Origin of the sequence: Bradyrhizobium sp. HKCCYLRH3099 (assembly GCF_051167855.1) — a bacterium.
Taxonomy (GTDB): domain Bacteria; phylum Pseudomonadota; class Alphaproteobacteria; order Rhizobiales; family Xanthobacteraceae; genus Bradyrhizobium.
Map to the genome: position 1 here is coordinate 900,074 of NZ_JBNPTW010000001.1, position 23,156 is coordinate 923,229.

A 23,156-nucleotide genomic window follows, 5' to 3' on the forward strand; every position below is an offset into this window, starting at 1 on the left:
AGGGGTGGTATAGAGGTGAGGTCCCTCTACTCCGTTAATTTACGGGTGTCTTTGCGCTCCACACGCGAGATTCTTCTGCATTTTCTGTGTGCGCTCCGATGCTTATCGAGGCACGGCATGTGACCGCACCGTTCGAGGGCTCACGGATGATGCAGATGGCCTTGCGATCCCGCGCGGCGTTCCGAAATCCGGAACGCATCGATGCGACCGCTAGCGCATCAACCCCAGCGCGTCGGCAAAGAATGTTGGTCCGCCGAAATTGCCGGACTTCAGCGCCAGCAGCATCTCACCCTGAGCGCCGATCGCGCGCAGCACGGGGACGCCCGCGGCGATCTCCGGCCCGACGAGGAAGCCGGGAATCCTGAGCCGGTCAACGACCGCGCCGGAGGTCTCGCCGCCGGCGACGATCAGCCGCCGCACACCGGCCTCGATCAGTCCCTCCGCGAGATCGGCCATCGCCTGTTCGATGGCGTGTCCCGCGGCCTCGCGGCCGTGCCTCGCCTGCAGCGCGCTGACCTGATCCGGCGTCGCGCTGGAGGCAATCAGCACCGGGCCCTTGCCGATACGCTCGCGCGCCCAGGCGAGCGCCCGCCGCGCCTCGTCGGGGCCGGCGACCAGGCCCGCGGCGTCGAGATGCAAGACCGGCATGATCGTCTCGGCCTGCGCGATCTGCTGCAGAGTGGCTTGCGAACAACTGCCGGCCAGGCACGCCGCGAGGCCGCCGACCGGCGCGTCGTGGTGATGGCCGAGGCCATGCGCAGGCCCGTGCCCGGCCTCGACCAGCGCCCGCGCCAGCCCGAGCCCGATGCCGGAGGCACCGACCGAGACCTTGTGCTGCAAGGCCGCCGCGCCGATCGCGGTCAGATCGGCGTCGAACACGGCGTCGACGATGGCTGCGCCGATGCCCTGCCCCGCCAGTTCGGCGAGTCGGTGGCTGATCGCTTCGGGTCCGTGCACCACCGCGGCGAGATCGACCAGGCCGATCTTGCGGCGGCTCTGCCTTGCGAGCACGCGCACCAGATTGGCGTCATGCATCGGGTTGAGCGGATGATCCTTCAGCGGGCTCTCATTCAACGGCACGCCGGCGACGAACAGATTGCCCTGATAGACGGTACGCTTGGTCTCGGGGAACGCAGGGGTCACGAGCACGATGCCGTCACCGGCATCACCCGCCAGCGCGTCCATGACCGGACCGATATTGCCGGCGTCGGTGGAGTCGAAGGTCGAGCAGATCTTGAACAAGACATGGTCAGCGCCACGCGCGCGCAGCCAGGCGTCGGCCTCGCGCGAGCGGGCCACCGCGAGCGACGCCTCGATCGAGCGGCTCTTCAACGAGACCACGACGGCATCGACCTCGGGCAAGGCGAGGTCGGCGGCGGGCACGCCGATGGTCTGCACGGTACGCAGGCCGGCGCGAGTCAGCGTGTTGGCGAGGTCGGAGGCGCCGGTGTAGTCGTCGGCGATGCAGCCGAGCTTCAAGGTCACGGCTTCACTCCCTTGTAGGCTTCGAACCAGCCGAGCCCGTCCTCGGTGCGGCCGCGCGGATTGTATTCGCAGCCGACGAAGCAGGCATAGCCGAGCCGGTCAAGCTCTCCGAACAGGAACGGATAGTTCAGCTCCTCGCCATCGGGCTCGTTGCGCGAGGGAATGCTGGCGATCTGGATATGGCCCGTGATGTCCATCATCTCGCGCAGCCGCATCGTGACGTCGCCATGGATGATCTGGCAGTGATAGATGTCGAACTGCAGCTTGAGATTGGGGATTTTAAGCTCGCGGATCAGATCGCCGGCAAAGCCGAAGTCATTGAGAAAATAGCCCGGCACGTTGCGCGGATTGATCGGCTCGATCACGACGTCGAGGCCATGCGGCGCAAAGAACTCCGCCGCCCAGGCCACCGATTTGTAGTAAGCCTCCACCGCCTTCGCATCGTGGCGGTCGGCGATGCCGGCCATCATGTGCAGCCGCTTCACGCCGGTCGCCTTGGCATAGGGCAGCGCCGTCTCCAGGCTTGCTTTCAGATCGTCGAAGCGCTGAGGCAGCGCCGCAAAGCCCTTCTCGCCCGCGTCCCAATTGCCGGGCGGCAGGTTGAACAGCGCCTGCGTCAGGCCGTTGCCATGCAGGCGCTTGCCGACCTCCTCGACGGGATGATCATAGGGAAACAGGAACTCGACCGCGGTGAAGCCGGCCTTGGCGGCGGCGGCGAAGCGGTCGAGGAACGGATGCTCGGTGAACATCATCGAGAGATTGGCGGCGAAGCGCGGCATGGCGTGACAATCCGTGCTGTTACTTGCAAAGTTACTTGGAAGAGCCCGGCAGCGTCGTGCCGGTGACCTGGGCGTACATCCGCGCCACCGAGGCATCGTCGTCACGGCCCATGCCGGCGGCCGCCGTCATCAGGAACATCTGCAGCGCCGCGGCCGAGACCGGCACAGGGAAGCGGTGAGTGCGCGCCATGTCCTGGATAATGCCGAGGTCCTTGACGAAGATCTCGACCGCGCTGCGCGGCGTGTAGTCGCCATCGAGCACATGCGGCATGCGGTTCTCGAACATCCAGGAATTGCCGGCCGAGGCGGTGATGACCTCATAGACCTTCCTGATATCGAGCCCCTGCTTGGCGGCGAACGCGATCGCCTCGCTGGCGGCGGCGATGTGCACGCCGGCAAGCAGCTGGTTGATCATCTTGAACGCGGCGCCCTGGCCCGCTTCATCGCCGAGCTCATAAAGCTTGGCCGCCATCGCATCCAGCGCCGGACGCGCCTTGGCAAACGCCGCCGCGCTGCCCGAGGCCAGGATGGTCAGTTCGCCCTGCGCGGCGCGCTGCGCGCCGCCGGAGATCGGCGCATCGAGATAATGCCGGCCGGTCGCCTCGAGCTGCCTGGCGAGGCGGCGCGCGACGTCCGGGTCCATGGTCGCGGAGGACACGAACACGGCGTCCTTCGGCATCGTCTCTGCGGCGCCGAAGGGGCCGAACAGGATGGCTTCGGTCTGCGCCGCATTGACGACGACGCTCACGACGATGTCGGCGCCCGCGGCTGCCTCAGCCGGGCTCTTCGCGCCCTTGCCGCCCTCGGCCACGAAGCGGGCCACCGCATCCGCCGAGACATCGCATCCGGTCACCGCAAAGCCGGCGCGCTTGAGCGAGGTCGCCATGCCATAGCCCATGGAGCCGAGCCCGATCACGGCGACGTTCAATTGCGATGGCGACGACATGCGGCAGATCCTCGAAGCGTTTCCTGGACAGGTCCGGTTGGCCCGGTTCGTCCCTGGGTATCACGGCTTGGCCACGCTGCCAAAGCGTGAGACAAGGCATCGAGGGAACGAGGAAGACTCCGTGGCGGACACTGCGATTCGCGAGGCCATCTGCCGGTTCGGCCGCTCGCTGTTCGAGCGTGGGCTGACGCCGGGCTCGTCCGGCAACATCAGCGTGCGGCTCGACGATGGCGGCTGGCTCGTGACGCCGACCAACGCCTCGCTCGGCTTCCTCGATCCGGCCAAGCTGTCGCGGCTCGATGCTGACGGCAGGCTGGCGTCCGGCGACGCTCCGACCAAGGAGGTGCCGCTGCATACGGCGCTGTACCAGACCCGCGAGGCCGCGCGCGCCGTGGTGCATCTGCACTCGACGCATTCGGTCGCGCTCTCGATGCTGCCGGAGATCGACCCGCGCGCCGCGCTCCCGCCGCTGACACCTTATTATTTGATGCGCTGCGGTCAGACCGCTTTGGTGCCCTATCATCGCCCCGGCGATCCCGCCGTGGCCGACGCGATCAAGGGGCTCGCCGGCAAATATGCCTCGGTGCTGCTGGCCAATCACGGCCCCGTCGTGTCCGGCGATACGCTAGAGGCCGCAGTGTTCGCGATGGAGGAGCTGGAGGAGACGGCCAAACTCTATCTGCTGCTGCGCGGGCTCAATCCCCGCCACCTGTCACCGCAGCAGGTCGCCGATCTCGTCAGGGTGTTCGGCCTCACTCTGCCCGATCACACCGATCATCACTGATCGAACCGGCGGCCGACGCGCATGCAGTACCCTGCACCTTCGCCCGCCGAGATCGAAGCCGCCGCCCGCGTGCTGTTCGAGGAGGCGCGCTTCTATCGCTGGTTTCCCATCGTGACCGATTCCTACGAGGTCTTTGCCGAAACCGATCGCATCGGGATCGCCGAGTTGCGCGGCATCGCCGAGCGCATGCTGATGGCGGCGGCGCACGCCAAGCTGGGGACAAGGTTGCGCTAGCTGGAACGTCACATCAAGCAGCCTGTCGCGCGTCTGCGCCTCTGCGGCGGCAGCGCGGAGGCCAGCCCCGCTGTCACCCTCCCCTGGAGGGGGAGGGTAAGACTGAGATCGCGGCAGAGAGCGGCCGCCTAGGCTCATGAGCCGTCACTCAGACGACACGACGGCCGTGGGACGCGACGTCACTCGTCAGTCCGCCTTGCCTCCGGAAAGCTTTAATGCCTAATATTGAGGCAACGCTTGGCTGCGCAGGCCAGCAGCGGCCGCTCGATCGATAGGCAGACACCGGCGAATGGGACGCGGCGGCGCGACCGGCATCGCCACCATCGATTGCAGCGACGCCCGCTTCACACGCCTGGTGCACAGACAGGAATGGGCAAAGTGCCTCCACAACGCCGTGGTTGCCGCTGTTTTTTGAAGGGAGCGCCCGGCGTGAGCCGGACGGCCGCCGGAGCAAGCGGCTTGCGCTGGCCTGTTGCATACGCGTCGCCCCGAGCGCGCGCTCCTTATGCACATGGCAATCCGACTGCCGGTCATTGGCATATCCGTTGCAGACACCACGCAGGTCGGGAGCCGGGCACCCGAACGTGCGGACCATAAGTCATGCCCGGATCTCGATCACGATGAAAGAATGTGGAGGGCGGATGGCGGCGGGCGCGAGCTTGGAACTGGTGAAGGTGACGAAGATGTACGGTCACGTCACCGCCGTCGACGCAATCGACCTGCGGATTCCCGCCGGCTCCTATTGCTGCCTGCTCGGCCCGTCCGGCTGCGGCAAGACCTCGACCCTGCGCATGATCGCGGGCCATGAGTCCGCCACCTCGGGCGACATCATCGTCGGCGCCAAGAACGTCACCGAGCTGCCGCCCGCGGGCCGCGGCACCGCGATGATGTTCCAGTCCTACGCGCTGTTTCCGCATCTCTCGGTGATCGACAACGTCGCCTTCGCGCTGAAGATGAAGGGCGTGTCGAAGCCCGAGCGCCATGCCAAGGCGCGCGAGCTGCTCGATCTCGTGGACATGCAGAGCTATGCCGGCCGCCTGCCGGCGCAGCTCTCCGGCGGCCAGCAGCAGCGCGTTGCGCTGGCGCGCGCGCTGATCACCTCGCCGCAGATCCTGCTGCTCGACGAGCCCTTGTCGGCGCTCGATCCGTTCCTGCGGCTGCGCATGCGCGCCGAGCTGAAGCGGCTGCAGCGCGAGCTCGGCCTCACCTTCATCCACGTCACCCACGGCCAGGACGAGGCGATGGCGCTGTCCGATCTCGTGGTGCTGATGAACGGCGGCAAGATCGAGCAGCAGGGCAGCCCGCGCGAGATCTTCAACCATCCGCGCACCGAATTCGCCGCCCGCTTCATCGGCGGCCACAACGTCATCCCGCTGAAGGGCGAAACATTCGCCGTGCGTGTCGACCGCATCCAGTTGAAGGCGCCGAACGCCGCGATCGACGGTCCTGCCGTGCCCGGCACGATCAGCAAGATCGAGTATCAGGGCACGTATGTGCTGATCGCGGTCGCGACCGACGGCGGCCCTGAAATTTCGGCCCAGCTCAGCGACGATGAGTTCGACGCCGAGACCCACGTGATCGGCGAGCGCGTCGTCGTGACCTGGAATCCGGCGCAGGCCGACGCGCTGACGCCCCGCCCCGCTGCTGCCGCCGCACCGGCCGCAGAACTCGTGGCCTGATTTTCTCGCCTGATTTCGCTTTCTCGTTTTCTATCCCAAGAAGATGATCAAGGAGATGATCATGACTGATCGATCGAAAAAGACACCCATCAGCCGCCGCTCGCTGCTGAAGGGCGCGGCCGGCGTCGCCGGTCTCGCCGGCACGGGCACGCTGCTCAGCGCGCCCTACGTGCACGCCGCCGATCCGAAGGTGCTGCGCTATCTAGGCACCGCCGTGAACGAGGGCGACGAGATCGCCAAGAAGTGCCTCGCCGACACCGGCATCAAGATCGAATACATCACGGCGACGACCGACGACGTCACCAAGCGCGTCATCACCCAGCCGAACTCGTTCGACGTGCTCGACACCGAGTATTTCTCGCTGAAGAAGCTGGTGCCGTCGGGCAACATCTTTCCGCTCGATGCGCGCAAGATCAAGGAGTTCAACAACATCACGCCCGTGTTCACCAAGGGCGAGCTGCCGAACGGCAAGAAGATCGGCGGCCAGGGCACCGCGCCCTGGAAGGTGCTGTATCTCGAGGGCGCGAACTCCAAGACCTTCTCGGCGACGCCCACCGAATTCGTCACCCTGATTCCGACGGTCTACAACGCCGACACGCTCGGCATCCGCCCCGACCTCATCAAGCGTCCCATCAACTCCTGGGCCGAGCTGCTGAACCCCGAGTTCAAGGGCAAGGCCTCGATCCTCAACATCCCCTCGATCGGCATCATGGACGCCGCACTCGTCGTCGAGGCGACCGGCCAATATAAATATGCCGACAAGGGCAACATGACCAAGGCCGAGATCGACCTGACCATGAAGGTGCTGACCGAGGCCAAGAAGGCCGGCCAGTTCCGCGCCTTCTGGAAGGACTTCAACGAGTCGGTCAACCTGATGGCTTCGGGCGAGACGGTGATCCAGTCGATGTGGTCGCCGGCCGTCACCAAGGTGCGCTCGATGGGCATCGCCTGCACCTTCCAGCCGCTGAAGGAAGGCTACCGCTCCTGGGCTTCCGGCTTCTGCGTCTCCAAGGCCGTCGGCGGCAGCCCGAAGCTCGACTGGGCCTATGAGTTCGTCAACTGGTACCTGTCCGGCTGGGCCGGCGCCTATCTCAACCGCCAGGGCTACTACTCGGCCGTGCTCTCCACCGCCAAGGCCAACATGACCGAGGACGAGTGGGGCTACTGGATGGAAGGCAAGCCGGCGAAGAGCGACATCAAGGCGCCGGACGGCACCCTGATGGAGAAGGCCGGCGCGGTGCGCGACGGCGGCTCCTATGACGACCGCATGGGCGGCGTCGTGTGCTGGAACGCCGTCATGGACGAGAACGACTACATGGTCCGCAAGTGGAACGAGTTCATCGCCGCCTGATGTGACCGCCATTACTGCCGCGCCCGCGCTGGTCGTGGGCGCGGCAGATTTTCTCAGCCGCTCAAGGCATTCGCGACCAGACGACAGGTATCTCCCTTGGCCGTGACGATCGACAATTCGCCCGAAACGCTCGCGCCCGCGCAGAGCACGCTGCGCAAGATGACCACGCGCTCGATCGCCTGGCTGCAAGCGGGGCCGATGACGCTGGTGTTCGCGCTGTTCTTCCTGCTGCCGCTCGTGCTCGTCGTGATCGTCAGCGTCTGGGACTACAATGAATATGAGATGATTCCGGCGCTCAGCTTCCGCGGCTACACCGATACGTTCGAGGGCTGCGTCGCCAACCTGCCCGAGCTGTGCACCATCCTGAAGACCTATCTGAAGACCTTGAAGCTGTGCCTGCTGACCTGGGCCCTGACCTTGATGATCGGCTTCTGGGTCGCCTACTTTCTCGCCTTCCATGTCCGCAGCAAGACCTGGCAGATCGTGCTGTCTTTGCTGTGCACGATCCCGTTCTGGACCTCCAACGTCATCCGCATGATCGCCTGGATCCCCCTGCTCGGCCGCAACGGCCTCGTCAACCAGGGGCTCGTCGGCGCAGGTGTCATCAACAAGCCGATCGAATGGCTGCTGTTCTCGGAATTCTCCGTGGTGCTGGCGCTGGTGCACCTGTTCACCTTCTTCATGGTGGTGCCGATCTTCAATTCGATGATCCGCATCGACAAGCGCCTGATCGAGGCCGCCTATGACGCCGGCGCGTCGGGCTGGCAGACGCTGGTCAACATCGTCATTCCCCTGTCGAAGCCCGGCATCGTGATCGGCTCGATCTTCGTCATCACCATCGTGATGGGCGATTTCGTCACCATCGGCGTGATGGGCGGCCAGCAGATCGCCTCCGCCGGCAAGATCATCGAGGCGCGCCTGTCGGCGCTGCAGTTCCCCGCCGCCGCGGCCAACGCCGTGATCCTGCTCGGCATCACCATCATCATCATCTCCGCGCTGACGCGGATCGTCGACGTGCGCAAGGAGCTCTGAGAGATGGGAGACAAGCGCCCCCGCTCCTTCTACATCCTCGCGCTGTTCTTCACGGCCTATGTGCTGTTCCTGTACGGCCCGATGATCGCGATCTACATCCTGTCGTTCCAGGGCCCCGACGGTGGTCTGACGTTCCCGATGAACGGCGTGTCGCTGACCTGGTTCGGAAAAGTGTTTTCCGGCGGCGGCATCGTCGACATCGGCGCCGCCTTCAAGCGCTCGCTGGCGCTCGGCCTCGTGGTGATGGTCATCACCGTGGTGCTGTCGGTCGCCGCCGGCATGGCATTCCGAAAGCCGTTCCGCGGCGCCTCGATTGTTTTCTATACGGCGATCGCGAGCCTGATCATGCCCTCGATCATCACCTCGCTCGGCATTGCGCTGGAATTCCGCCTGATCGACGATTTCATCAACAAGCACGCCGCCGATTACGGCCTGGGCTGGCTGGCGGAGGGTCACACCACCGCGATGGGCCTGTTCACCTCGGGCTTGGGGGCGCACCTGACCTGGACATTGCCGTTCGGCCTGCTGATCATGTTCGCGATCTTCAACCGCTTCGACGGCCGCCTCGAAGAAGCCGCCCGCGACCTCGGCGCCACCCCCTGGCAGACCTTCCGCCACGTCGTGCTGCCGATCATCCTGCCGTCGGTCGTCGGCATCGGCCTGTTCGGCTTCACGCTGTCCTGGGATGAACTCGCCCGTTCGAGCCAGGCCATCGGCTCGGTGAACACCTTGCCATTGGAATTGCAGGGCCTGACGACGACGGTGACCAAGCCCGACATCTACGCGCTGGGCACGCTGACCTCCGCGGTGTCCTTCGTGGTGATCTTCGCCGCACTGTCGGTGATCTTGGTGCTGCAGGCGCGCCAGCGCCGGCAGGGGTCTGATGCTGGCAAGGGGATGGTTTAGGCCAAAAGCGGCTGAACACTTGATCGCCGTTGTCGCTCAACATCCTCGCTAAGGGGACCTTTGCCTTGGCCCCTGGATTGCTTCGCTACGCTCGCAATGACGGTTGTGGCGGGCACCAGTCGTCCCTCATACTCCGTCATCGCGAGCGCAGCGAAGCGATCCAGGGGCCGCAGCAAAGACTAGGAATGTTCGCACGCCATTCCACTCGACATGAGCGTCGTATGCACCGATGAAACAACCCTGCGTTTACATCATGGCCAACCGGCGCAATGGAGCGCTTTACGTCGGCGTCACCAGCGATTTGCCTCAACGTGCGCACCAGCACCGTGAAGGGTCCGTGCCCGGATTTACCAAGAAGTACGGGTGCAAACTTCTTGTCTGGTACGAAGTCCACGAAACCATGTTGGCCGCAATCGAACGCGAGAAGCAGATCAAGGCTGGCAGCCGAAAGAAGAAGATTGGGCTGATCGAGGCGCTCAATCCGCAATGGAACGATTTGTACGACACTCTGATTTGATCATTCTGATCGATACGCAATACCCAAAGCGATAACACCACGACATTCATTTGGTCAGGCATTCCTGGATTGCTTCGCTACGCTCGCAATGACGCTTGTGGTGGGCATTGCACCATCCACAAACTCCGTCATCGCGAGCGTAGCGAAGCGATCCAGGGGCCGTGGAAACGACTCGGTACTGTTCGCTTCGCCGCTTTGCTCACGTTGACAGTGCGGTGGCCTTCAGAACGCCATTACCTACAATCCCAGATACGCCTTCCGCACATCCTTGTTGCCGCTGATCTCCGCCGCCGTGCCCTCCATCAACACCCGGCCCGTCTGCAGGATGTACGCCTTATCCGCGATCTCCAGGCATTCCGCCATGCGCTGCTCGACGATCAGCACGGTCATGCCGGCGTCGCGGATTTTCTTGACGGCCTGGAAGATCTCGTCGACCAGTTTCGGCATGATGCCCTGCGACGGCTCGTCGAGCATCAAAAGCCTGGGCCGCGTCATCAGCGCGCGGCCGATCGCCAGCATCTGCTGCTCGCCGCCGGACAAGGTCTCGGCGCGCTGCTCCAGCCGCTCCGACAAGCGCGGGAACAGCTTGAACACGAACTCCAGCGGCTCCTCGCGGTTGGCCTCGCTGCGGTAGAGGTAGCTGCCGAGCCGGAGATTGTCGCGCACCGAGAGCCGCGGAAACAGCCGGCGGTTCTCCGGCACATAGGCGATGCCCTTGGCCGTGATCAAATGCTGCGCCATGCCGTCGATGCGGTGGCCGTCGAAGGTGACGCTGCCGGCGCGCGGCCGCTCGGCCCCGGCGATCGATTTCAGCAAGGTCGACTTGCCCGCGCCATTGGCGCCGGCGACGCAGACGATCTCGCCCTTCTCGACGTCGATCGAGACGTTCGAGATCGCAACCAGGCCCTGATAGGCGGTGGTGACGTCACGCACCGACAGCATGGCGGTCTCCAAGATAGGCGGAAATGACTTTGGGATCGCGGACGACGTCCTTGGGGCTGCCCTCGATCAGCACCTTGCCGAGGTCGAGCACGATGGCGCGGTCCACCAGCGGCATCACGATCTCCATGACGTGCTCGACCATCAGCACCGTGATGCCGGTGTCGCGCACGCGGCGCACGAGTTCGACGCCCTTCTGCGATTCGACCGGCGTCAGACCGGTCAGCACCTCGTCGAGCAGCAGCAGCTTCGGCTCGGTCGCGAGCGCGCGCGCCACTTCGAGGCGCCGCTTCTCAGACGGCACGAGGTCGCTCGCCAGCACATCGGCGCGAGCATCGAGCCCGCAGAACGCCAGCACCTCATGCGCCTTGCGGCGGGCGTCGCGCATGTTGGTGGTGCGCACCAGGGAGCCGACGATGACGTTCTCGATCACCGTCATGCTCTCGAAGCTCTTGACCACCTGGAAGGTGCGGCCGATGCCGCGCTGGCAGCGCTCGGCCGCCGGCAGTGCGGTGACGTCCTCGCCGTCGAACAGGATCTGGCCTTCGGTCGGCTTGAATGCGCCGGCGATCAGGTTGAACAGGGTCGACTTGCCGGCGCCGTTCGGCCCGATCAGGCCGACGATCTCGCCGCGCCCGACCGAGATCGAGACGTCGGAGTTCGCTGTCAGGCCCGAGAAGCGCTGGGTGATGTTGCGGGTCTCCAACAATGCGGTCATGACGCCACCGCCTCTCGCGCCGGCTGCGTGGCCGGCTTCGGCTTGCGGGAGAACAGGCTGACCAGCCCCTGCGGCCGCGCCAGCGAGATCGCGATGATCAGGCCGCCATAGACGATCAGGTCGACGCCACGGCCGGAGCCGCCGATATAGGAGCGCGTCAGCTCGGTCAGCGGGATCAGGATCACGGCGCCGAGCATCGGGCCCCACAGGGTGCCGATCCCGCCGAGCACGGCCGGCAGCGCCATCAGCAGCGAGAACTGGAAGCCCATCACGCTCTCGGGATCGATATAGGAGACGAACTGCGCGTAGAAGCTGCCGCCGATCGCGACCAGGAAGGCGGAGACGGCCGCGGCGCCCATCTTGGAGTTGAAGACGTCGACGCCGAGGCTTTCGGCCGCGACGGGATTGTCCTTCACCGCACGCCACCAATAGCCCCATTTTGAATCCTCCAGCCACCAGGTGACGAACCAGGCGACGCAGGCGAGCGCCAGCGCGAAGTAGAAGTATGGCAGCTTGGAGCGGGTGAACTGGAACGTCAGCCAGGAGTCGCGCCGCACCGGGATGTCGATGCCGAGCGCGGCCCCTGCCCAGTCCCAGTTCTGGAACAGGAGCAGCGTGATCTCGGCGATGACGATGGTTGCGATCACGAAGTAATGGCCGCCGAGCCGGAAGCAGGGATAGCCCAGCGCCATCGCGATCACAGCCGAGATCAGGCCGCCGGCGAGCATGCCGAACCACGGCAGCACGCCGAACTTGGTGAACAGGATCGCGGTCGTGTAGGCGCCGAGGCCGAAATACAGCGCGTGGCCGAGCGAGATCTGGCCGCAATAGCCGGACAGAATGTTCCAGCTCTGCGACAGCGCCGCATACATCAGGGTCAGCACCATGATGTTCTGGACGTAGACGTCCTTGACGAAGAACGGCACAGCGGCGGCGATCGCGGTCAGGAACGCGGCAAGGATGAGGTCGCGCCTACGACGTTGAATGAATGCCTTGTCCATCAGATCGATCCGAACAGGCCGCGCGGGCGGACGAAGACGACGAGGAGATAGACGCCGTAGATGCCGACGGTCTTCAGCGACGGCGGCAGGATCAGCGTCGTGATGGCCTCGACGAGGCCGACGACAATGCCGCCCGCGAAGGCGCCGAACACGCTGCCGAAGCCGCCGAGCGCCACCGTCACATAGGCGATGGTCGCAAACGACGCGCCGACATCCGGGAAGACATAGAAGAAGATCGCCATGACCGCGCCGGCGAGGCCGACCAGCGCGGCACCCAGGCCCCAGCCGAGCGCGAACACCTTGTTCTTGTCGATGCCGACCAGCGCCACCGCGCCGGCATCCTCACGCGTCGCCTCCAGCGCGCGGCCGAAATCGGTACGGTGGATGAAGAAGTACAGGCCGGCGAACGCCGCGATCGCGATCAGCGCGCCGACCAGTTGCGGCTGCGGCAGATAGATGCCGGCGATCGAGATCGTCTTGCCGCCCAGATAGGAGTGCGGAATGCTGCGATAGTCCGGGGTGAAGAAATACTGCGCGACGCCGCGCATCAGCACGGCGAGGCCGAAGGTGGAGAAGATCTGCACCATGCCGGTGTTGGCCTTGGCCCTCACCGCAAATCTGACGATCAGCAGATAGACCACCGCGCCGAAGACGAACAATCCGGCCGCGACGATCGGGGCCGACAGCAATGGGTCGAGCGCGAAATACGCGAACAGGAAGAAGGTCGCGTACATCGCGATCATCAGGAACTCGCCATGGGCGAAGTTCACGACGTCCATCAGGCCGAAGATGAGCGCCAGGCCGACGGCGATCAGGCCGTAGAGCAGGCCCATCAGCAGGCCGCTGGCGAGACTTTGGATGATTGTTTCTGCTGTCACTTCACTTGCTCCCCCGTCATTGCGAGCGAAGCGAAGCAATCCAGACCTTCTCTGCGGCCCCTGGATTGCTTCGTCGCTGCGCTCCTCGCAATGACGGAGCACGACAGATGCTCCGCCATGGTCTTCCCGCCCCTCGGGCGGGAGTTCGTTACTTCATCGGCCAGCTGGCTTCCGCCACGGCGGCCTGGGTCGGGAAGATCGTGACGAACTTGCCGCCGACATATTGCAGCAGCACCGGGTCGGCGTCGTTGTTCTGGCCGTTCTCGTCGAACTTCACCCGCTTCCACGGCATGATGGTCGCCTCGCCCGGCATGTCGGTGGCAGCCAGGGCGTCGCGGATCTTCTCGCCGTCGGTGGACTTGGCGCGGTTGATGGCATCGGCCATCACGATCAGGCCCATGAACTGGCGCGACGAGTAGTCGTTGAAGTCCTTGCCCGACTTGGCCTTGAACATGTCGTTGATCTTGCCGACCATCGGCCGCTTGGCGGCGAGGTCGAGCGAGAACGAGCCGCGCGAGATCACGCCTTCGAGCTTGTCGCCGACGGCGTCATACAGCGCCTTTTCCGAGAAGCCGGCGTCCTGGGCCACGATCGCGTTCGGCTTGTAGCCGAGCTCGGCCATGGTCTTGACCAAGAGGATGCCGTCGGTGGTGTAGCTGGAGGGCATCAGCACGTCGGCATTCGCGGCCTTGAGCTGCTGCACCTCGGCCGACAGCGACGGCGAGTTGGCACGGTACTTGATGTCGGCGACGACCTTGTAGCCACGCTCCTGGGCGAGCTTGAGTTGCGCATTGCTCGAATCGGTGCCGAAGATGGTGTCCTCGTGGAACAGCGCGAGCGTGTCGATCTTGGTGCCCTTCTTCTTCATCGCATCGAAGAAGTCGAACATCGCCTGCGAGAACATCTCGTCATGCGGGGCGGCGCGGAAATAATACTTCAGGCCGCGGCGATGCAGGCTCGGCGAGGAGTTGTCGGCCGACAGATACGGGATCTGGTAGCGCTCGCAGATCTGGCTCGCGGTCACCGCGACCGCGCTCTGATAGGAGCCGATGACCGCGGCGACCTTCTCCTGGGTGATCAGGCGCTCGGCCTCGGCGCGGCCCTTCTGCGGGTCGGCCTGGTGGTCGGCGAACACCAGCTTGATCTTGGCGCCGCCGAGGCCCGGCAGGCCCTCGGTGCGGGCGAGCGGCAGGTCGAAATCATACTTGCCGTTGATGATCTCGGCCGCGGTCTCGAACGCGCGCTGCGCGTCGACGCCGATCTGCGCGCTGGCGCCGGAGAACGGATAGATGACGCCGATCTTCACTTCCGACGTCTGCGCGCGGGCGGCGATCGGCCCGAGGGCGGCGGCGGCGGTGGCTCCAAGCAGGACGTTACGGCGCGTGATGGTCATGAGAAGATCCTCTGATGAAAGCGCATCGATGAAGCGGTTGAGGTCGGCGGTAAAGGCTCAATAAGCAGCATGGCTGCCTGATTAGAGGACGGCGAGATCCTTGTTCCGGAGATCGGTGATCAGCATCAGCCCCGGCGCATGCGTGAGGGCGAACGGCAGCTTCGCCGCCGCGATGACAGCCTGCGGAGTCACGCCACAGGCCCAGAATACGGGAATTTCGTCCGCGCCCACCGGCACCGGGTCACCGTAATCAGGCTTGTTGATATCGGCGATTCCGATCTGCTCCGGCAGGCCGAGATGCACCGGCGCGCCGTGCACGGCGGGAAAGCGCGTCGTGATCTGCACCGCGCGAATCGCCTGCGCCGGCTTGAACGGGCGCATCGACACCACCATGGGACCTGCGAACGGCCCCGACGGCGTACAGGCGATGTTGGTGCGATACATCGGCACGCGGCAGCCCTGCTCGATATGGCGGATCGGCAGGCCGTCCGCCATCAGCGCCTCTTCGAACGAGAACGAGCAGCCGAGCACGAAGGTCACGAGATCGTCGCGCCAATGCGCCATCAGGTCGGTCGGCTCCTCCACCATCTCGCCGTCGCGCCAGACGCGATAGCGCGGCACGTCGGTGCGGATATCGAGATCGGCGCCGAGTGCCGGAATATGAGGATTGCCCGGATCGGACATGCCGATGATCGGGCACGGCTTCGGATTGAGCTGGCAGAAGCGGTGGAAGGCGCCGGCGTACTGCTCGGGGATGATCGCGAGATTGCCCTGGACGAAGCCATTGGCAACCCCGGCCGTGCTCCAGCCCTTACCGGTGCGATAATCCAGACGGGCCTGGTGGCTGGGGAGAAGCTCTGCTCCGCCCGCCGATTGCTGCAATGCCGCAGAAACAGTCATTTGAGCCATTTGCCTAATATCTCGACAAACTCACTCAACATCAGCCATGTTATAAAGTCTAATCTTCGTTTTTAATCAGGATCGATAAAACAAATTGATCCGAGGCGGGCCTGATGTTGGATTTCCGTTCCATCGAGACCTTTCTCTGGGTGGTCAAGCTCGGCAGCTTCCGCGGCGCCGCGCAGCGCCTCAATACCACCCAGCCGGCGATTTCCCAGCGCATCGCCCAGCTCGAGCGCGAGCTCGGCGTCAAGCTGCTCAACCGCGACCATCGCGTGGCCTCGCCGACCGCGGTCGGACGGCAGATGCTGGTCTATGCCGAGAAGCTGATCGGCCTGCGCGCGGAAATGCTGGCCGAGGTTGGCGACCGCTCGGCGATGCGCGGCGTGCTCCGGCTCGGCGTCGCCGAGACCATTGTGCACGACTGGCTGCCGCGGCTGATCAAGAGCGTCAATGAGAGCTATCCGAACCTGTCGCTGGAGATCGAGGTCGACGTCACGCCGCATCTGCACGCGCGGCTTTTGGCCCAGGAGATCGAGCTCGCCTTCGCGCTCGGCGCGCCCTCGGAGTCGGGCATCCGCAGCCGCGTGCTGTGCGATTATCCGATCAGCTTCCTTGCCAGCCCTGCCCTCGGCTTCGGCACGGGCGTGGTGACGGCCGAGCAGATGGCGCGCTTCCCGATCATCACCTTCCCGCGCAACACCCAGCCCTATGACAATGTGCGCTCGCTGTTCAATCGCCCGCATCTGCCGCCGATGCGGCTGCACGCCAGCGCCTCGCTGGCAACGGTGATCCACATGGCAGTCGAGGGCCTCGGCGTCGCCGTCATTCCCGCCGCGATCGTGGCGCATGAGATCGAAAGCGGCCGACTGCAGGAGTTGAAGACGGACCTGCGGATTCCGCCGCTCACCTTCACCGCGAGCTGGCTGTCGTCGCCGGAGATGGTCGCGATCGAACGCGTCGCCGAGCTCGCAGCCCGGACGGCGCAGACGGCCAGCCATCCCACGGCATCGGTTGACGCGCTCGTCGCGGCGCGCGATGGACAGGATGCCGGAGTACAGGGATTTCAAGCATGAGCCGCGCCGTCACCAATCTGCAGATCGATTCCGCCCGCCTCTGGGACAGCATCCACGAGACCGCCAAGTTCGGCGGCACGCCGAAGGGCGGCGTGCGCCGGCTGACCCTGAGCCAGGAAGACAAGCAGGTCCGCGACTGGTTCCGGAAGGCGTGCGAGGACGCCGGCCTCGAGGTGCATGTCGACGCGCTCGGCTCGATGTTCGCTCTGCGCAAGGGTCGCGACATGTCGAAAGCGCCGGTCGGGCTCGGCTCGCATCTCGACACCCAACCCACGGGGGGCAAGTTCGACGGCATTTTGGGCACGCTCGGCGCGCTCGAAGTGATCCGCACGCTGAATGACGCGGGTATTGAGACCGACGCACCGCTGTGCATCGTCAATTGGACCAATGAGGAAGGCTCGCGCTTCGCGCCGGCGATGATGGCCTCGGCCGCTTATGTCGGCGACTTCACCGTCGAGGACATTCTGTCGCGCAAGGATGCGGAAGGTGTCACGGTCGGCGAGGCGCTGGATGGCATCGGCTATCGCGGCGAGACCAAGGTCGGCACGCAGAAATTCTCGGGCTTCGTCGAGCTGCATATCGAGCAGGGTCCGATCCTGGAGGCCGAGAACAAGACCATCGGCGTGGTCGATCACGGCCAGGGCGTGTTCTGGTACGACGGCAAGATCACGGGATTCGAGAGCCATGCCGGCTCGACGCCGATGCCGCTGCGCCGCGACGCGCTGCTGACGCTGTCGGAGTTCGCGCTGACGCTGGAGCAGATCGCGATCAAGCTCGGGCCGAACGCGGTGGCGACCATCGGCGAGGCCGTGATCGCCAATCCCTCGCGCAACGTCATCCCCGGCGAAATCGCCTTCACCATCGACTGCCGCAGCGCCAATGCCGACACGCTTGAGGCGCTCGATGCCAGCCTGCGCGCCGCCGCCGGCGAGATTTCGAAGAAGCGCAAGGTCGAGATCGCGATCGACCAGGTCTGGCGCAAGCCGCCGACGCATTTCGATCCCAAGCTGGTCGACGCCGTCGAGCGCGCCGCCGGCACGCTCGGCTACTCGCACCGCCGCATCACCTCGGGCGCCGGCCACGACGCCTGCAACCTCAACACCATCATGCCCGCGGCGATGGTGTTTGTCCCCTGCAAGGACGGCATCAGCCACAACGAGCTCGAGGACGCCACGCAGTCCGACTGCGCGGCGGGAGCGAATGTGCTGCTACACACGGTGCTGTCGCTGGCGGGCGTGGCGTCGTGACCGGTTGTTGGTTCTGACGTCTTCCAACTATCATTGGTCGAACACAGCTCTCGATCGCGCGGGCACACTGAGCTCCCCTCCTCCTTGCGGGGAGGGGTCGGGGGTGGGGGTCCCCACGGGCGGTTTCGCCTGGGCCCCCCCCTCCCCAACCCTCCCCCACAAGGGGGGAGGGAGCGCACCGCCTTCGCGGTTTTAGCTCGGCTCAAACTGAGGAGACCACCCCGTGCGCGGAGTATTCATCGACGCCAACGACTCACTGGCCGAGATCTTCGACCGCCAGCGCCAGCCCGGCGATCCCGAGATGCGCGTGCATCTCGATCCCGATATCAAGCCGGAGGACTGGCCGGCCATTCTCGACGGCGCCGAGATCGGCATCGTCGACCACACCGCGCTGCCGACCGATGTCGCCAAGCAGTGCAAGAACCTGAAGCACGTCGTCTTCCTCGGCACCGGCGCGCGCAGCTACATGAACCCGGACGAGCTCGCCGAGCTCGGCATCACCGTCCACCTGATCAAGGGCTATGGCGACACCGCTGTGGCGGAGGCCGCCATCGCGCTGATGTGGGCCTCGGCCCGCGGCATCGCGCAGATGGACCGCGAGATGCGCGCCGGCAACTGGCTGCGCGACGACGGCATGCAGCTCACCGGCAAGACGCTCGGCCTGATCGGCTTCGGCGGCATCGCCGCCGAGGTCGCGCGCATCGCGTCCGGCAGCGGCATGAAGGTGATCGCCTGGAACCGCTCGCCGAAAAGCCATCCGGGTGTGGAGTTCGTGTCACTCGATCAGTTGCTGGCGACCAGCCACGTCGTGTCGCTGCATCTCCTGCTCAACGACGACACCCGCGGCTTCCTGTCGCGCGAGCGCATCGCGCAGATGCGGCCCGGCGTGATCTTCGTCAACACCGCCCGCGCCGCCATCGTCGACGAAACCGCAATGATCGACGCACTCCGCTCCGGCCACATCCGCCACGCCGGCCTCGACGTGTTCAACACCGAGCCGCTGCCGGCCGGTCACGTGCTGACGACCATCCCCAACGTGACGCTCTCCGCGCACTCCGCCTTCCGCACGCCCGAGGCGAGCGAGAATTTGATCCACGCCGCCTGGGAGCACTGCCGCCGCGTTGCGAAGACGTAGCCCCCGCTCCCTTCTCCGTCATTGCGAGCGCAGCGACGTGTCCGCCATAGCCCGAAGGGCGACGGCGGAAGCAATCCAGAGTCCCGCGACGCCCCTGGATTGCTTCGTCGCTGCGCTCCTCGCAATGACGCTGTGGGCCGAGCTGCGGCCCAAACAACAACCGTCGTCCCGGCGAACGCCGGGACCCATACCGCGTGATTGATCAGGAGCGAACGGTGGCAGAGACCGGTAGCCACAACAACGGCCGGTGGTTATGGGCCCCGGCGTTCGCCGGGGCGACCGACGCCAACGAAACTAATCCACCATCTCCGCGACAGCCTTGCCGCACGCGACCGTATCCGCATTCCCGCCGAGATCCCGCGTCCGCAGCGTCCGCTCGGCGAGCGTCCGCTCGATCGCGCCGACGATCGACTGCGCCGCGGTCTTCTCCCCCAGATGCTCCAGCATCATCGCGCCCGACCAGATCATGCCGATCGGATTGGCGATCCCCTGCCCCGCGATGTCGGGCGCCGAGCCGTGGACGGGCTCGAACACCGACGGGAAATTGCGCTCGGGATTGATGTTGCCGGACGGCGCGATGCCGATGGTGCCGGTGCAGGCCGGGCCGAGATCGGAGAGAATGTCGCCGAACAGATTGGAGCCGACGACGACGTCGAACCAGTCCGGATGCAGCACGAAGTTCGCGGTGAGGATGTCGATGTGGTACTTGTCCCACTTCACGCCGGGATAGTTCTTGGCCATCGCCTCGACCCGCTCGTCCCAATACGGCATCGTGATCGAGATGCCGTTGGACTTGGTCGCCGAGGTCAGATGCTTCTTCGGACGCGACTGCGCCAGCTCGAACGCGAACTTCAGGATGCGGTCGACGCCGGTACGTGTCATCACCGTCTGCTGCGTGACGAACTCGCGGTCGGTGTCCGGGAACATGCGGCCGCCGACAGAGGAGTACTCGCCTTCGGTGTTCTCGCGCACCACCCAGAAATCGATGTCACCGGGCTTGCGCCCCGCCAGCGGCGACGGCACGCCGGGCATCAAACGCACCGGGCGCAGATTGACGTACTGATCGAACTCGCGGCGGAACTTGATCAGCGAGCCCCACAGCGAGACGTGGTCGGCGATCTTGGCCGGCCAGCCGACGGCGCCGAAATAGATCGCGTCATGGCTGCCGATCTGCGTCTTCCAGTCGTCCGGCATCATCTGGCCGTGCTTCTCGTAATAGTCGTAGCTCGAGAAGTCGAAATGGTCGAACTGCACCGCGACGCCGTGCTTCTTGGCGGCAGCCTCGATCACGCGCAGCCCCTCGGGCATGACCTCCTTGCCGATGCCGTCGCCGGGAATGACTGCGATGCGATATGGCTTCTTGCTCATCGAGCGGATCCTCACATTGTCGCCGGTTGTCCCGGCCGAAATCGTCGATCGCCTGAATGGACCAAACGGCCAATAAGCGCAACGCTGCGGTGCGGGATTGACCGCATGGCTGACGCGCAAGACAATCGGAGACAATCCGGTCTCCTCATATTCAGCGAGAGTTGCCATGGATCTTCACCTGCGCGGCAAGCGCGTTCTCATCACCGGCGCCTCCAAGGGCATCGGCGCCGCGGCCGCCGAAGCCTTCGCCGAGGAAGGCTGCCACGTCCGGCTCGCGGCGCGCAGCGCCGACCGGCTCTCGGCGCTGGTCGAGCAGCTCCGCTCCAAGCACCAGATCGATGCGGCGGCGCACGTGGTCGACCTGCGCAAGAGCGAGGATGTCACGCGGCTGGCGCATGAGGCGGCCGACATCGACATCCTCGTCAACAATGCCGGCGACATTCCGGGCGGGCCGATCGACAAGATCGACGAGGCGGCGTGGCGCCACGCCTGGGACCTGAAGGTGTTCGGCTTCATCAACCTGACGCGGCTGGTGTACGCGCAGATGAAGGCGCGCGGCTCGGGCGTCATCGTCAACGACATCGGGGCGGCGGGCGAGAAGTTCGACGCCAACTACATCTGCGGCAGCGCCGGCAACGCGGCGCTGATGGCCTTCACCCGCGCGCTCGGCTCCAAGAGCCTTGCCGACAACATCCGCGTCGTCGGCATCAATCCGGGCCCGGTCGGCACCGACCGCCACGTCACCTTGCTGAAGACCCGCGCCAAACAGCAGTTCGGCGACGAGAGCCGTTACACGGAATTCCAGAAAGGCCTGCCGCTCGGCCGCCCGGCCCATCCGCGCGAGATTGCCGACCTCATGGCGTTCCTGGCGTCCGACCGCGCCGGCTACACCACGGGCGTGATCTATACCGTCGATGGCGGCATCAGCGCAGGGTGGGGTTGAGCGCAGCGACCTTTCCACACCAGACGAAACGTGGTCTACGAGACGGCGCCGGGATGCTTCCAATCAGGAGAACCAAGCTTTGGCCGACCAGGGATTGATCCGCGAGACCGCCTGCGCCGTCGTCGACAAGTTGAAATCAGGCGAGGTCACCCCGCTCGATTGCTTGGACGCGCTGGAGGCGCGCATCAAGGCGGTCGACGGCAAGGTCAATGCGCTGCCGACGCTGTGCTTCGACCGCGCGCGCGACTCCGCCAAGGCGCTGATGCAGAAGCCGGCCGGCGAACGTGGCCTGCTCGCAGGCCTGCCTGTCCCGATCAAGGATCTCACCGACGTCGCCGGCGTGCTGACGACGCAGGGCTCGCCGATCTTCAAGGACCGGATTCCGGAACGTTCCGATCTCATGGTCGAGCATCTCGAAGCCAATGGCGGCGTGATCTACGCCAAGTCGAACACGCCGGAGTTCGGCGCCGGCGCCAACACCTTCAACGAGGTGTTCGGCGCGACGCGCAATCCCTGGGACACGTCCCGCTCGGCCGCCGGCTCCTCCGGCGGCGCCGCGGTCGCGCTGGCCACCGGCATGGCCTGGCTGGCGCATGGCTCCGACATGGGCGGCTCGCTGCGCAACCCTGCGAGCTTCTGCGGCATCGTCGGCCTGCGTCCGAGCTTCGGCCGCGTCGCGCATACGCCGGCGGTCGCCGTCGACCGCAACCTCGGCGTCCAGGGCCCGATGGCCCGGACCGTCGAAGACCTCGCGCTGCTGCTCGACGCGATGAGCGGCGAACTCGCCGCCGACCCGATCTCGCTGCCCTCGCCCGCGACCTCGTTCCTGGCGGCGGCCCGCTCAGGCAAGAAGCCGGTGCGCATCGCCTACTCGCCCGATCTCGGCATCACGCCGGTCGATCCCGAAGTGATCGCCGTGACCCGCAAGGCGGCGCAGCGCTTCGCCGAGCTCGGCGTCATCGTCGAGGAGGCGCATCCGGATTTCAGCGAGGCGCATGAATGCTTCCACGTGCTGCGCGCGCTCGATTTCGCGATGAGCAAGCAGGAGCTGCTGCGCACCAAGCGCGACCTGCTCAAGCCCGAGGTGATCTGGAACATCGAGGAAGGCCTGAAGCTCACGGTCGCGCAGATCGCGCGCGCCGAGGCTCAGCGCGTAGCCATCACCGCGCGCGCGGTGAAGTTCTTTGAGACCTATGACCTGCTGCTGGCGCCGGCGACCATCGTGCCGCCCTTCCCGGTCGAGAACCGCTACGTCGCCGAATGCGCGGGGCACACATTCGACAACTACGTGCAATGGCTCGGCATCGTCTACGCCATCACGCTCGCCTGCTGCCCGGCGCTGTCGCTGCCCTGCGGCTTCACCGCCTCCGGCCTGCCGGTCGGCCTGCAGGTGATCGCCCGCCCGCGCAACGACGCCGGCCTCTTGGCGGGCGCCAAGGTGCTGGAAGACATCCTCGGCGTCGCCAGCTCCACCCCGATCGATCCCCGCGCGCCGAAGTGATGTTGACCTCCTCACCCTGAGGAGCCGCGCAGCAGCATCTCGAAGGGTGAGGCCCGGACGGTGGCCTCATGGTTCGAGACGCGCCCTCGGCGCTCCTCACCATGAGGGTCGAGTTCGACGTCGACGCTGCGGATTGCAGTAGGCAGCGCCCGTAGAGAGAGCCGCGCGACCGGCGGCTCCCCCTTGCGATCTTCGCAACGACTCTCATCCCTCACCCTGAGGAGCCCGCCGAAGGCGGGCGTCTCGAAGGGCGAGGCCCCTTCGCACGATTCCTCCGGGCGCATAAAGTTCCGCCATCAGGAACATACCACCCCCGCCCTTATTCCATATTGGCAATGGCCGCG

22 protein-coding genes are annotated in these 23,156 nt (G+C 65.5%); 12 read left to right on the forward strand and 10 right to left on the reverse strand.

Going from position 1 to position 23,156, the window contains the following annotated elements; genetic code table 11:
- Positions 1-210: 210 nt before the first annotated feature.
- From otnK to ltnD, 3 genes are read right to left on the reverse strand one after another with little or no spacing between them, the layout of a single operon-like run.
- On the reverse strand, positions 211-1,485 hold the full coding sequence (gene otnK / locus ACQR1Y_RS04190) for a 3-oxo-tetronate kinase (protein ID WP_434875304.1): 1,275 nt from the start codon (positions 1,483-1,485) through the stop codon (positions 211-213).
- The gene (gene otnI, locus ACQR1Y_RS04195) at positions 1,482-2,264 is read right to left on the reverse strand and encodes a 2-oxo-tetronate isomerase (RefSeq protein WP_434875303.1); all 783 of its coding nucleotides are present in this window, start codon (positions 2,262-2,264) and stop codon (positions 1,482-1,484) included. The genes otnK and otnI overlap by 4 nt, the downstream gene beginning before the upstream one ends.
- A 31-nt stretch (positions 2,265-2,295) precedes the next feature.
- Positions 2,296-3,210, reverse strand: a complete 915-nt coding sequence (gene ltnD / locus ACQR1Y_RS04200) for an L-threonate dehydrogenase (protein ID WP_434875302.1) — start codon at positions 3,208-3,210, stop codon at positions 2,296-2,298.
- Between the two features lie 121 nt (positions 3,211-3,331).
- On the opposite strand from ltnD, the gene otnC reads away from it, so the two are divergent.
- The 7 genes from otnC to ACQR1Y_RS04235 all read left to right on the forward strand — a co-directional run bounded on the left by otnC (position 3,332) and on the right by ACQR1Y_RS04235 (position 9,713).
- Entirely contained in the window at positions 3,332-3,994 is a 663-nt protein-coding gene (gene otnC, locus ACQR1Y_RS04205; protein ID WP_434875301.1) for a 3-oxo-tetronate 4-phosphate decarboxylase, read from the forward strand.
- A gap of 21 nt (positions 3,995-4,015) precedes the next feature.
- Positions 4,016-4,228, forward strand: coding sequence for a hypothetical protein (locus tag ACQR1Y_RS04210; RefSeq protein WP_434858306.1), 213 nt, complete (start codon positions 4,016-4,018; stop codon positions 4,226-4,228).
- 641 nt (positions 4,229-4,869) lie between these two features.
- Positions 4,870-5,907, forward strand: coding sequence for an ABC transporter ATP-binding protein (locus tag ACQR1Y_RS04215; RefSeq protein WP_434875300.1), 1,038 nt, complete (start codon positions 4,870-4,872; stop codon positions 5,905-5,907).
- Between the two features lie 61 nt (positions 5,908-5,968).
- The gene (locus tag ACQR1Y_RS04220) at positions 5,969-7,258 is read left to right on the forward strand and encodes an ABC transporter substrate-binding protein (protein WP_434862043.1); all 1,290 of its coding nucleotides are present in this window, start codon (positions 5,969-5,971) and stop codon (positions 7,256-7,258) included.
- A gap of 150 nt (positions 7,259-7,408) precedes the next feature.
- Positions 7,409-8,290, forward strand: a complete 882-nt coding sequence (locus ACQR1Y_RS04225; RefSeq protein WP_434862091.1) for an ABC transporter permease — start codon at positions 7,409-7,411, stop codon at positions 8,288-8,290.
- 3 nt (positions 8,291-8,293) lie between these two features.
- Positions 8,294-9,196: an ABC transporter permease gene (locus tag ACQR1Y_RS04230; protein WP_434875299.1), complete on the forward strand. Its 903-nt coding sequence runs from the start codon at positions 8,294-8,296 to the stop codon at positions 9,194-9,196.
- Positions 9,197-9,425: 229 nt separating this feature from the next.
- The gene (locus ACQR1Y_RS04235) at positions 9,426-9,713 is read left to right on the forward strand and encodes a GIY-YIG nuclease family protein (RefSeq protein ID WP_434875298.1); all 288 of its coding nucleotides are present in this window, start codon (positions 9,426-9,428) and stop codon (positions 9,711-9,713) included.
- A 237-nt stretch (positions 9,714-9,950) separates the two neighbouring features.
- Here ACQR1Y_RS04235 and ACQR1Y_RS04240 read toward each other — a convergent pair whose 3' ends face one another.
- The 6 genes from ACQR1Y_RS04240 to ACQR1Y_RS04265 form a co-directional block, all read right to left on the reverse strand.
- The gene (locus ACQR1Y_RS04240) at positions 9,951-10,655 is read right to left on the reverse strand and encodes an ABC transporter ATP-binding protein (RefSeq protein WP_434875297.1); all 705 of its coding nucleotides are present in this window, start codon (positions 10,653-10,655) and stop codon (positions 9,951-9,953) included.
- Complete coding sequence (locus ACQR1Y_RS04245) at positions 10,639-11,370, reverse strand: ABC transporter ATP-binding protein (RefSeq protein ID WP_041756408.1); 732 nt, start codon at positions 11,368-11,370, stop codon at positions 10,639-10,641. The genes ACQR1Y_RS04240 and ACQR1Y_RS04245 overlap by 17 nt, the downstream gene beginning before the upstream one ends.
- Positions 11,367-12,371: a branched-chain amino acid ABC transporter permease gene (locus tag ACQR1Y_RS04250; RefSeq protein ID WP_434875296.1), complete on the reverse strand. Its 1,005-nt coding sequence runs from the start codon at positions 12,369-12,371 to the stop codon at positions 11,367-11,369. Before ACQR1Y_RS04250 ends, ACQR1Y_RS04245 begins: the two co-directional genes overlap by 4 nt.
- Positions 12,371-13,249: a branched-chain amino acid ABC transporter permease gene (locus ACQR1Y_RS04255; protein WP_434862046.1), complete on the reverse strand. Its 879-nt coding sequence runs from the start codon at positions 13,247-13,249 to the stop codon at positions 12,371-12,373. The genes ACQR1Y_RS04250 and ACQR1Y_RS04255 overlap by 1 nt, the downstream gene beginning before the upstream one ends.
- Positions 13,250-13,397: 148 nt before the next feature.
- On the reverse strand, positions 13,398-14,642 hold the full coding sequence (locus tag ACQR1Y_RS04260) for an ABC transporter substrate-binding protein (protein ID WP_434875295.1): 1,245 nt from the start codon (positions 14,640-14,642) through the stop codon (positions 13,398-13,400).
- An 81-nt stretch (positions 14,643-14,723) separates the two neighbouring features.
- Positions 14,724-15,542: a putative hydro-lyase gene (locus ACQR1Y_RS04265; RefSeq protein WP_434875294.1), complete on the reverse strand. Its 819-nt coding sequence runs from the start codon at positions 15,540-15,542 to the stop codon at positions 14,724-14,726.
- A gap of 113 nt (positions 15,543-15,655) precedes the next feature.
- Between ACQR1Y_RS04265 and ACQR1Y_RS04270 the strand changes: the two genes are divergently transcribed.
- From ACQR1Y_RS04270 to ACQR1Y_RS04280, 3 genes are all read left to right on the forward strand, one after another.
- The gene (locus ACQR1Y_RS04270; protein ID WP_434875293.1) at positions 15,656-16,618 is read left to right on the forward strand and encodes a LysR family transcriptional regulator; all 963 of its coding nucleotides are present in this window, start codon (positions 15,656-15,658) and stop codon (positions 16,616-16,618) included.
- Positions 16,615-17,865, forward strand: coding sequence for a Zn-dependent hydrolase (locus ACQR1Y_RS04275; protein WP_434875292.1), 1,251 nt, complete (start codon positions 16,615-16,617; stop codon positions 17,863-17,865). Before ACQR1Y_RS04270 ends, ACQR1Y_RS04275 begins: the two co-directional genes overlap by 4 nt.
- A gap of 223 nt (positions 17,866-18,088) precedes the next feature.
- On the forward strand, positions 18,089-19,000 hold the full coding sequence (locus ACQR1Y_RS04280; RefSeq protein WP_434875291.1) for an NAD(P)-dependent oxidoreductase: 912 nt from the start codon (positions 18,089-18,091) through the stop codon (positions 18,998-19,000).
- Positions 19,001-19,294: 294 nt separating this feature from the next.
- On the opposite strand, the gene ACQR1Y_RS04285 is transcribed toward ACQR1Y_RS04280, so the two are convergent.
- Positions 19,295-20,368 (reverse strand): tartrate dehydrogenase, encoded by a 1,074-nt coding sequence (locus ACQR1Y_RS04285; protein WP_434862051.1) that lies wholly within the window; start codon positions 20,366-20,368, stop codon positions 19,295-19,297.
- Positions 20,369-20,534: 166 nt separating this feature from the next.
- Here ACQR1Y_RS04285 and ACQR1Y_RS04290 point away from each other — a divergent pair, with 166 nt between their 5' ends.
- Together ACQR1Y_RS04290 and ACQR1Y_RS04295 are read left to right on the forward strand one after the other, a co-directional pair.
- On the forward strand, positions 20,535-21,311 hold the full coding sequence (locus ACQR1Y_RS04290) for an SDR family oxidoreductase (protein WP_434875290.1): 777 nt from the start codon (positions 20,535-20,537) through the stop codon (positions 21,309-21,311).
- A 79-nt stretch (positions 21,312-21,390) separates the two neighbouring features.
- Positions 21,391-22,812 (forward strand): amidase, encoded by a 1,422-nt coding sequence (locus ACQR1Y_RS04295; RefSeq protein WP_434875289.1) that lies wholly within the window; start codon positions 21,391-21,393, stop codon positions 22,810-22,812.
- Positions 22,813-23,156 lie beyond the last annotated feature (344 nt).

Coding starts and splice junctions, on each gene's coding strand:
- otnI (WP_434875303.1), bottom strand. CDS start 2,264: ATGCCGCGCTTCGCCGCCAATCTCTCGATGATGTTCACCGAGCATCCG.
- ltnD (WP_434875302.1), bottom strand. CDS start 3,210: ATGTCGTCGCCATCGCAATTGAACGTCGCCGTGATCGGGCTCGGCTCC.
- ACQR1Y_RS04210 (WP_434858306.1), top strand. CDS start 4,016: ATGCAGTACCCTGCACCTTCGCCCGCCGAGATCGAAGCCGCCGCCCGC.
- ACQR1Y_RS04215 (WP_434875300.1), top strand. CDS start 4,870: ATGGCGGCGGGCGCGAGCTTGGAACTGGTGAAGGTGACGAAGATGTAC.
- ACQR1Y_RS04220 (WP_434862043.1), top strand. CDS start 5,969: ATGACTGATCGATCGAAAAAGACACCCATCAGCCGCCGCTCGCTGCTG.
- ACQR1Y_RS04230 (WP_434875299.1), top strand. CDS start 8,294: ATGGGAGACAAGCGCCCCCGCTCCTTCTACATCCTCGCGCTGTTCTTC.
- ACQR1Y_RS04235 (WP_434875298.1), top strand. CDS start 9,426: ATGAAACAACCCTGCGTTTACATCATGGCCAACCGGCGCAATGGAGCG.
- ACQR1Y_RS04240 (WP_434875297.1), bottom strand. CDS start 10,655: ATGCTGTCGGTGCGTGACGTCACCACCGCCTATCAGGGCCTGGTTGCG.
- ACQR1Y_RS04245 (WP_041756408.1), bottom strand. CDS start 11,370: ATGACCGCATTGTTGGAGACCCGCAACATCACCCAGCGCTTCTCGGGC.
- ACQR1Y_RS04250 (WP_434875296.1), bottom strand. CDS start 12,371: ATGGACAAGGCATTCATTCAACGTCGTAGGCGCGACCTCATCCTTGCC.
- ACQR1Y_RS04260 (WP_434875295.1), bottom strand. CDS start 14,642: ATGACCATCACGCGCCGTAACGTCCTGCTTGGAGCCACCGCCGCCGCC.
- ACQR1Y_RS04265 (WP_434875294.1), bottom strand. CDS start 15,542: ATGACTGTTTCTGCGGCATTGCAGCAATCGGCGGGCGGAGCAGAGCTT.
- ACQR1Y_RS04270 (WP_434875293.1), top strand. CDS start 15,656: ATGTTGGATTTCCGTTCCATCGAGACCTTTCTCTGGGTGGTCAAGCTC.
- ACQR1Y_RS04275 (WP_434875292.1), top strand. CDS start 16,615: ATGAGCCGCGCCGTCACCAATCTGCAGATCGATTCCGCCCGCCTCTGG.
- ACQR1Y_RS04285 (WP_434862051.1), bottom strand. CDS start 20,368: ATGAGCAAGAAGCCATATCGCATCGCAGTCATTCCCGGCGACGGCATC.
- ACQR1Y_RS04290 (WP_434875290.1), top strand. CDS start 20,535: ATGGATCTTCACCTGCGCGGCAAGCGCGTTCTCATCACCGGCGCCTCC.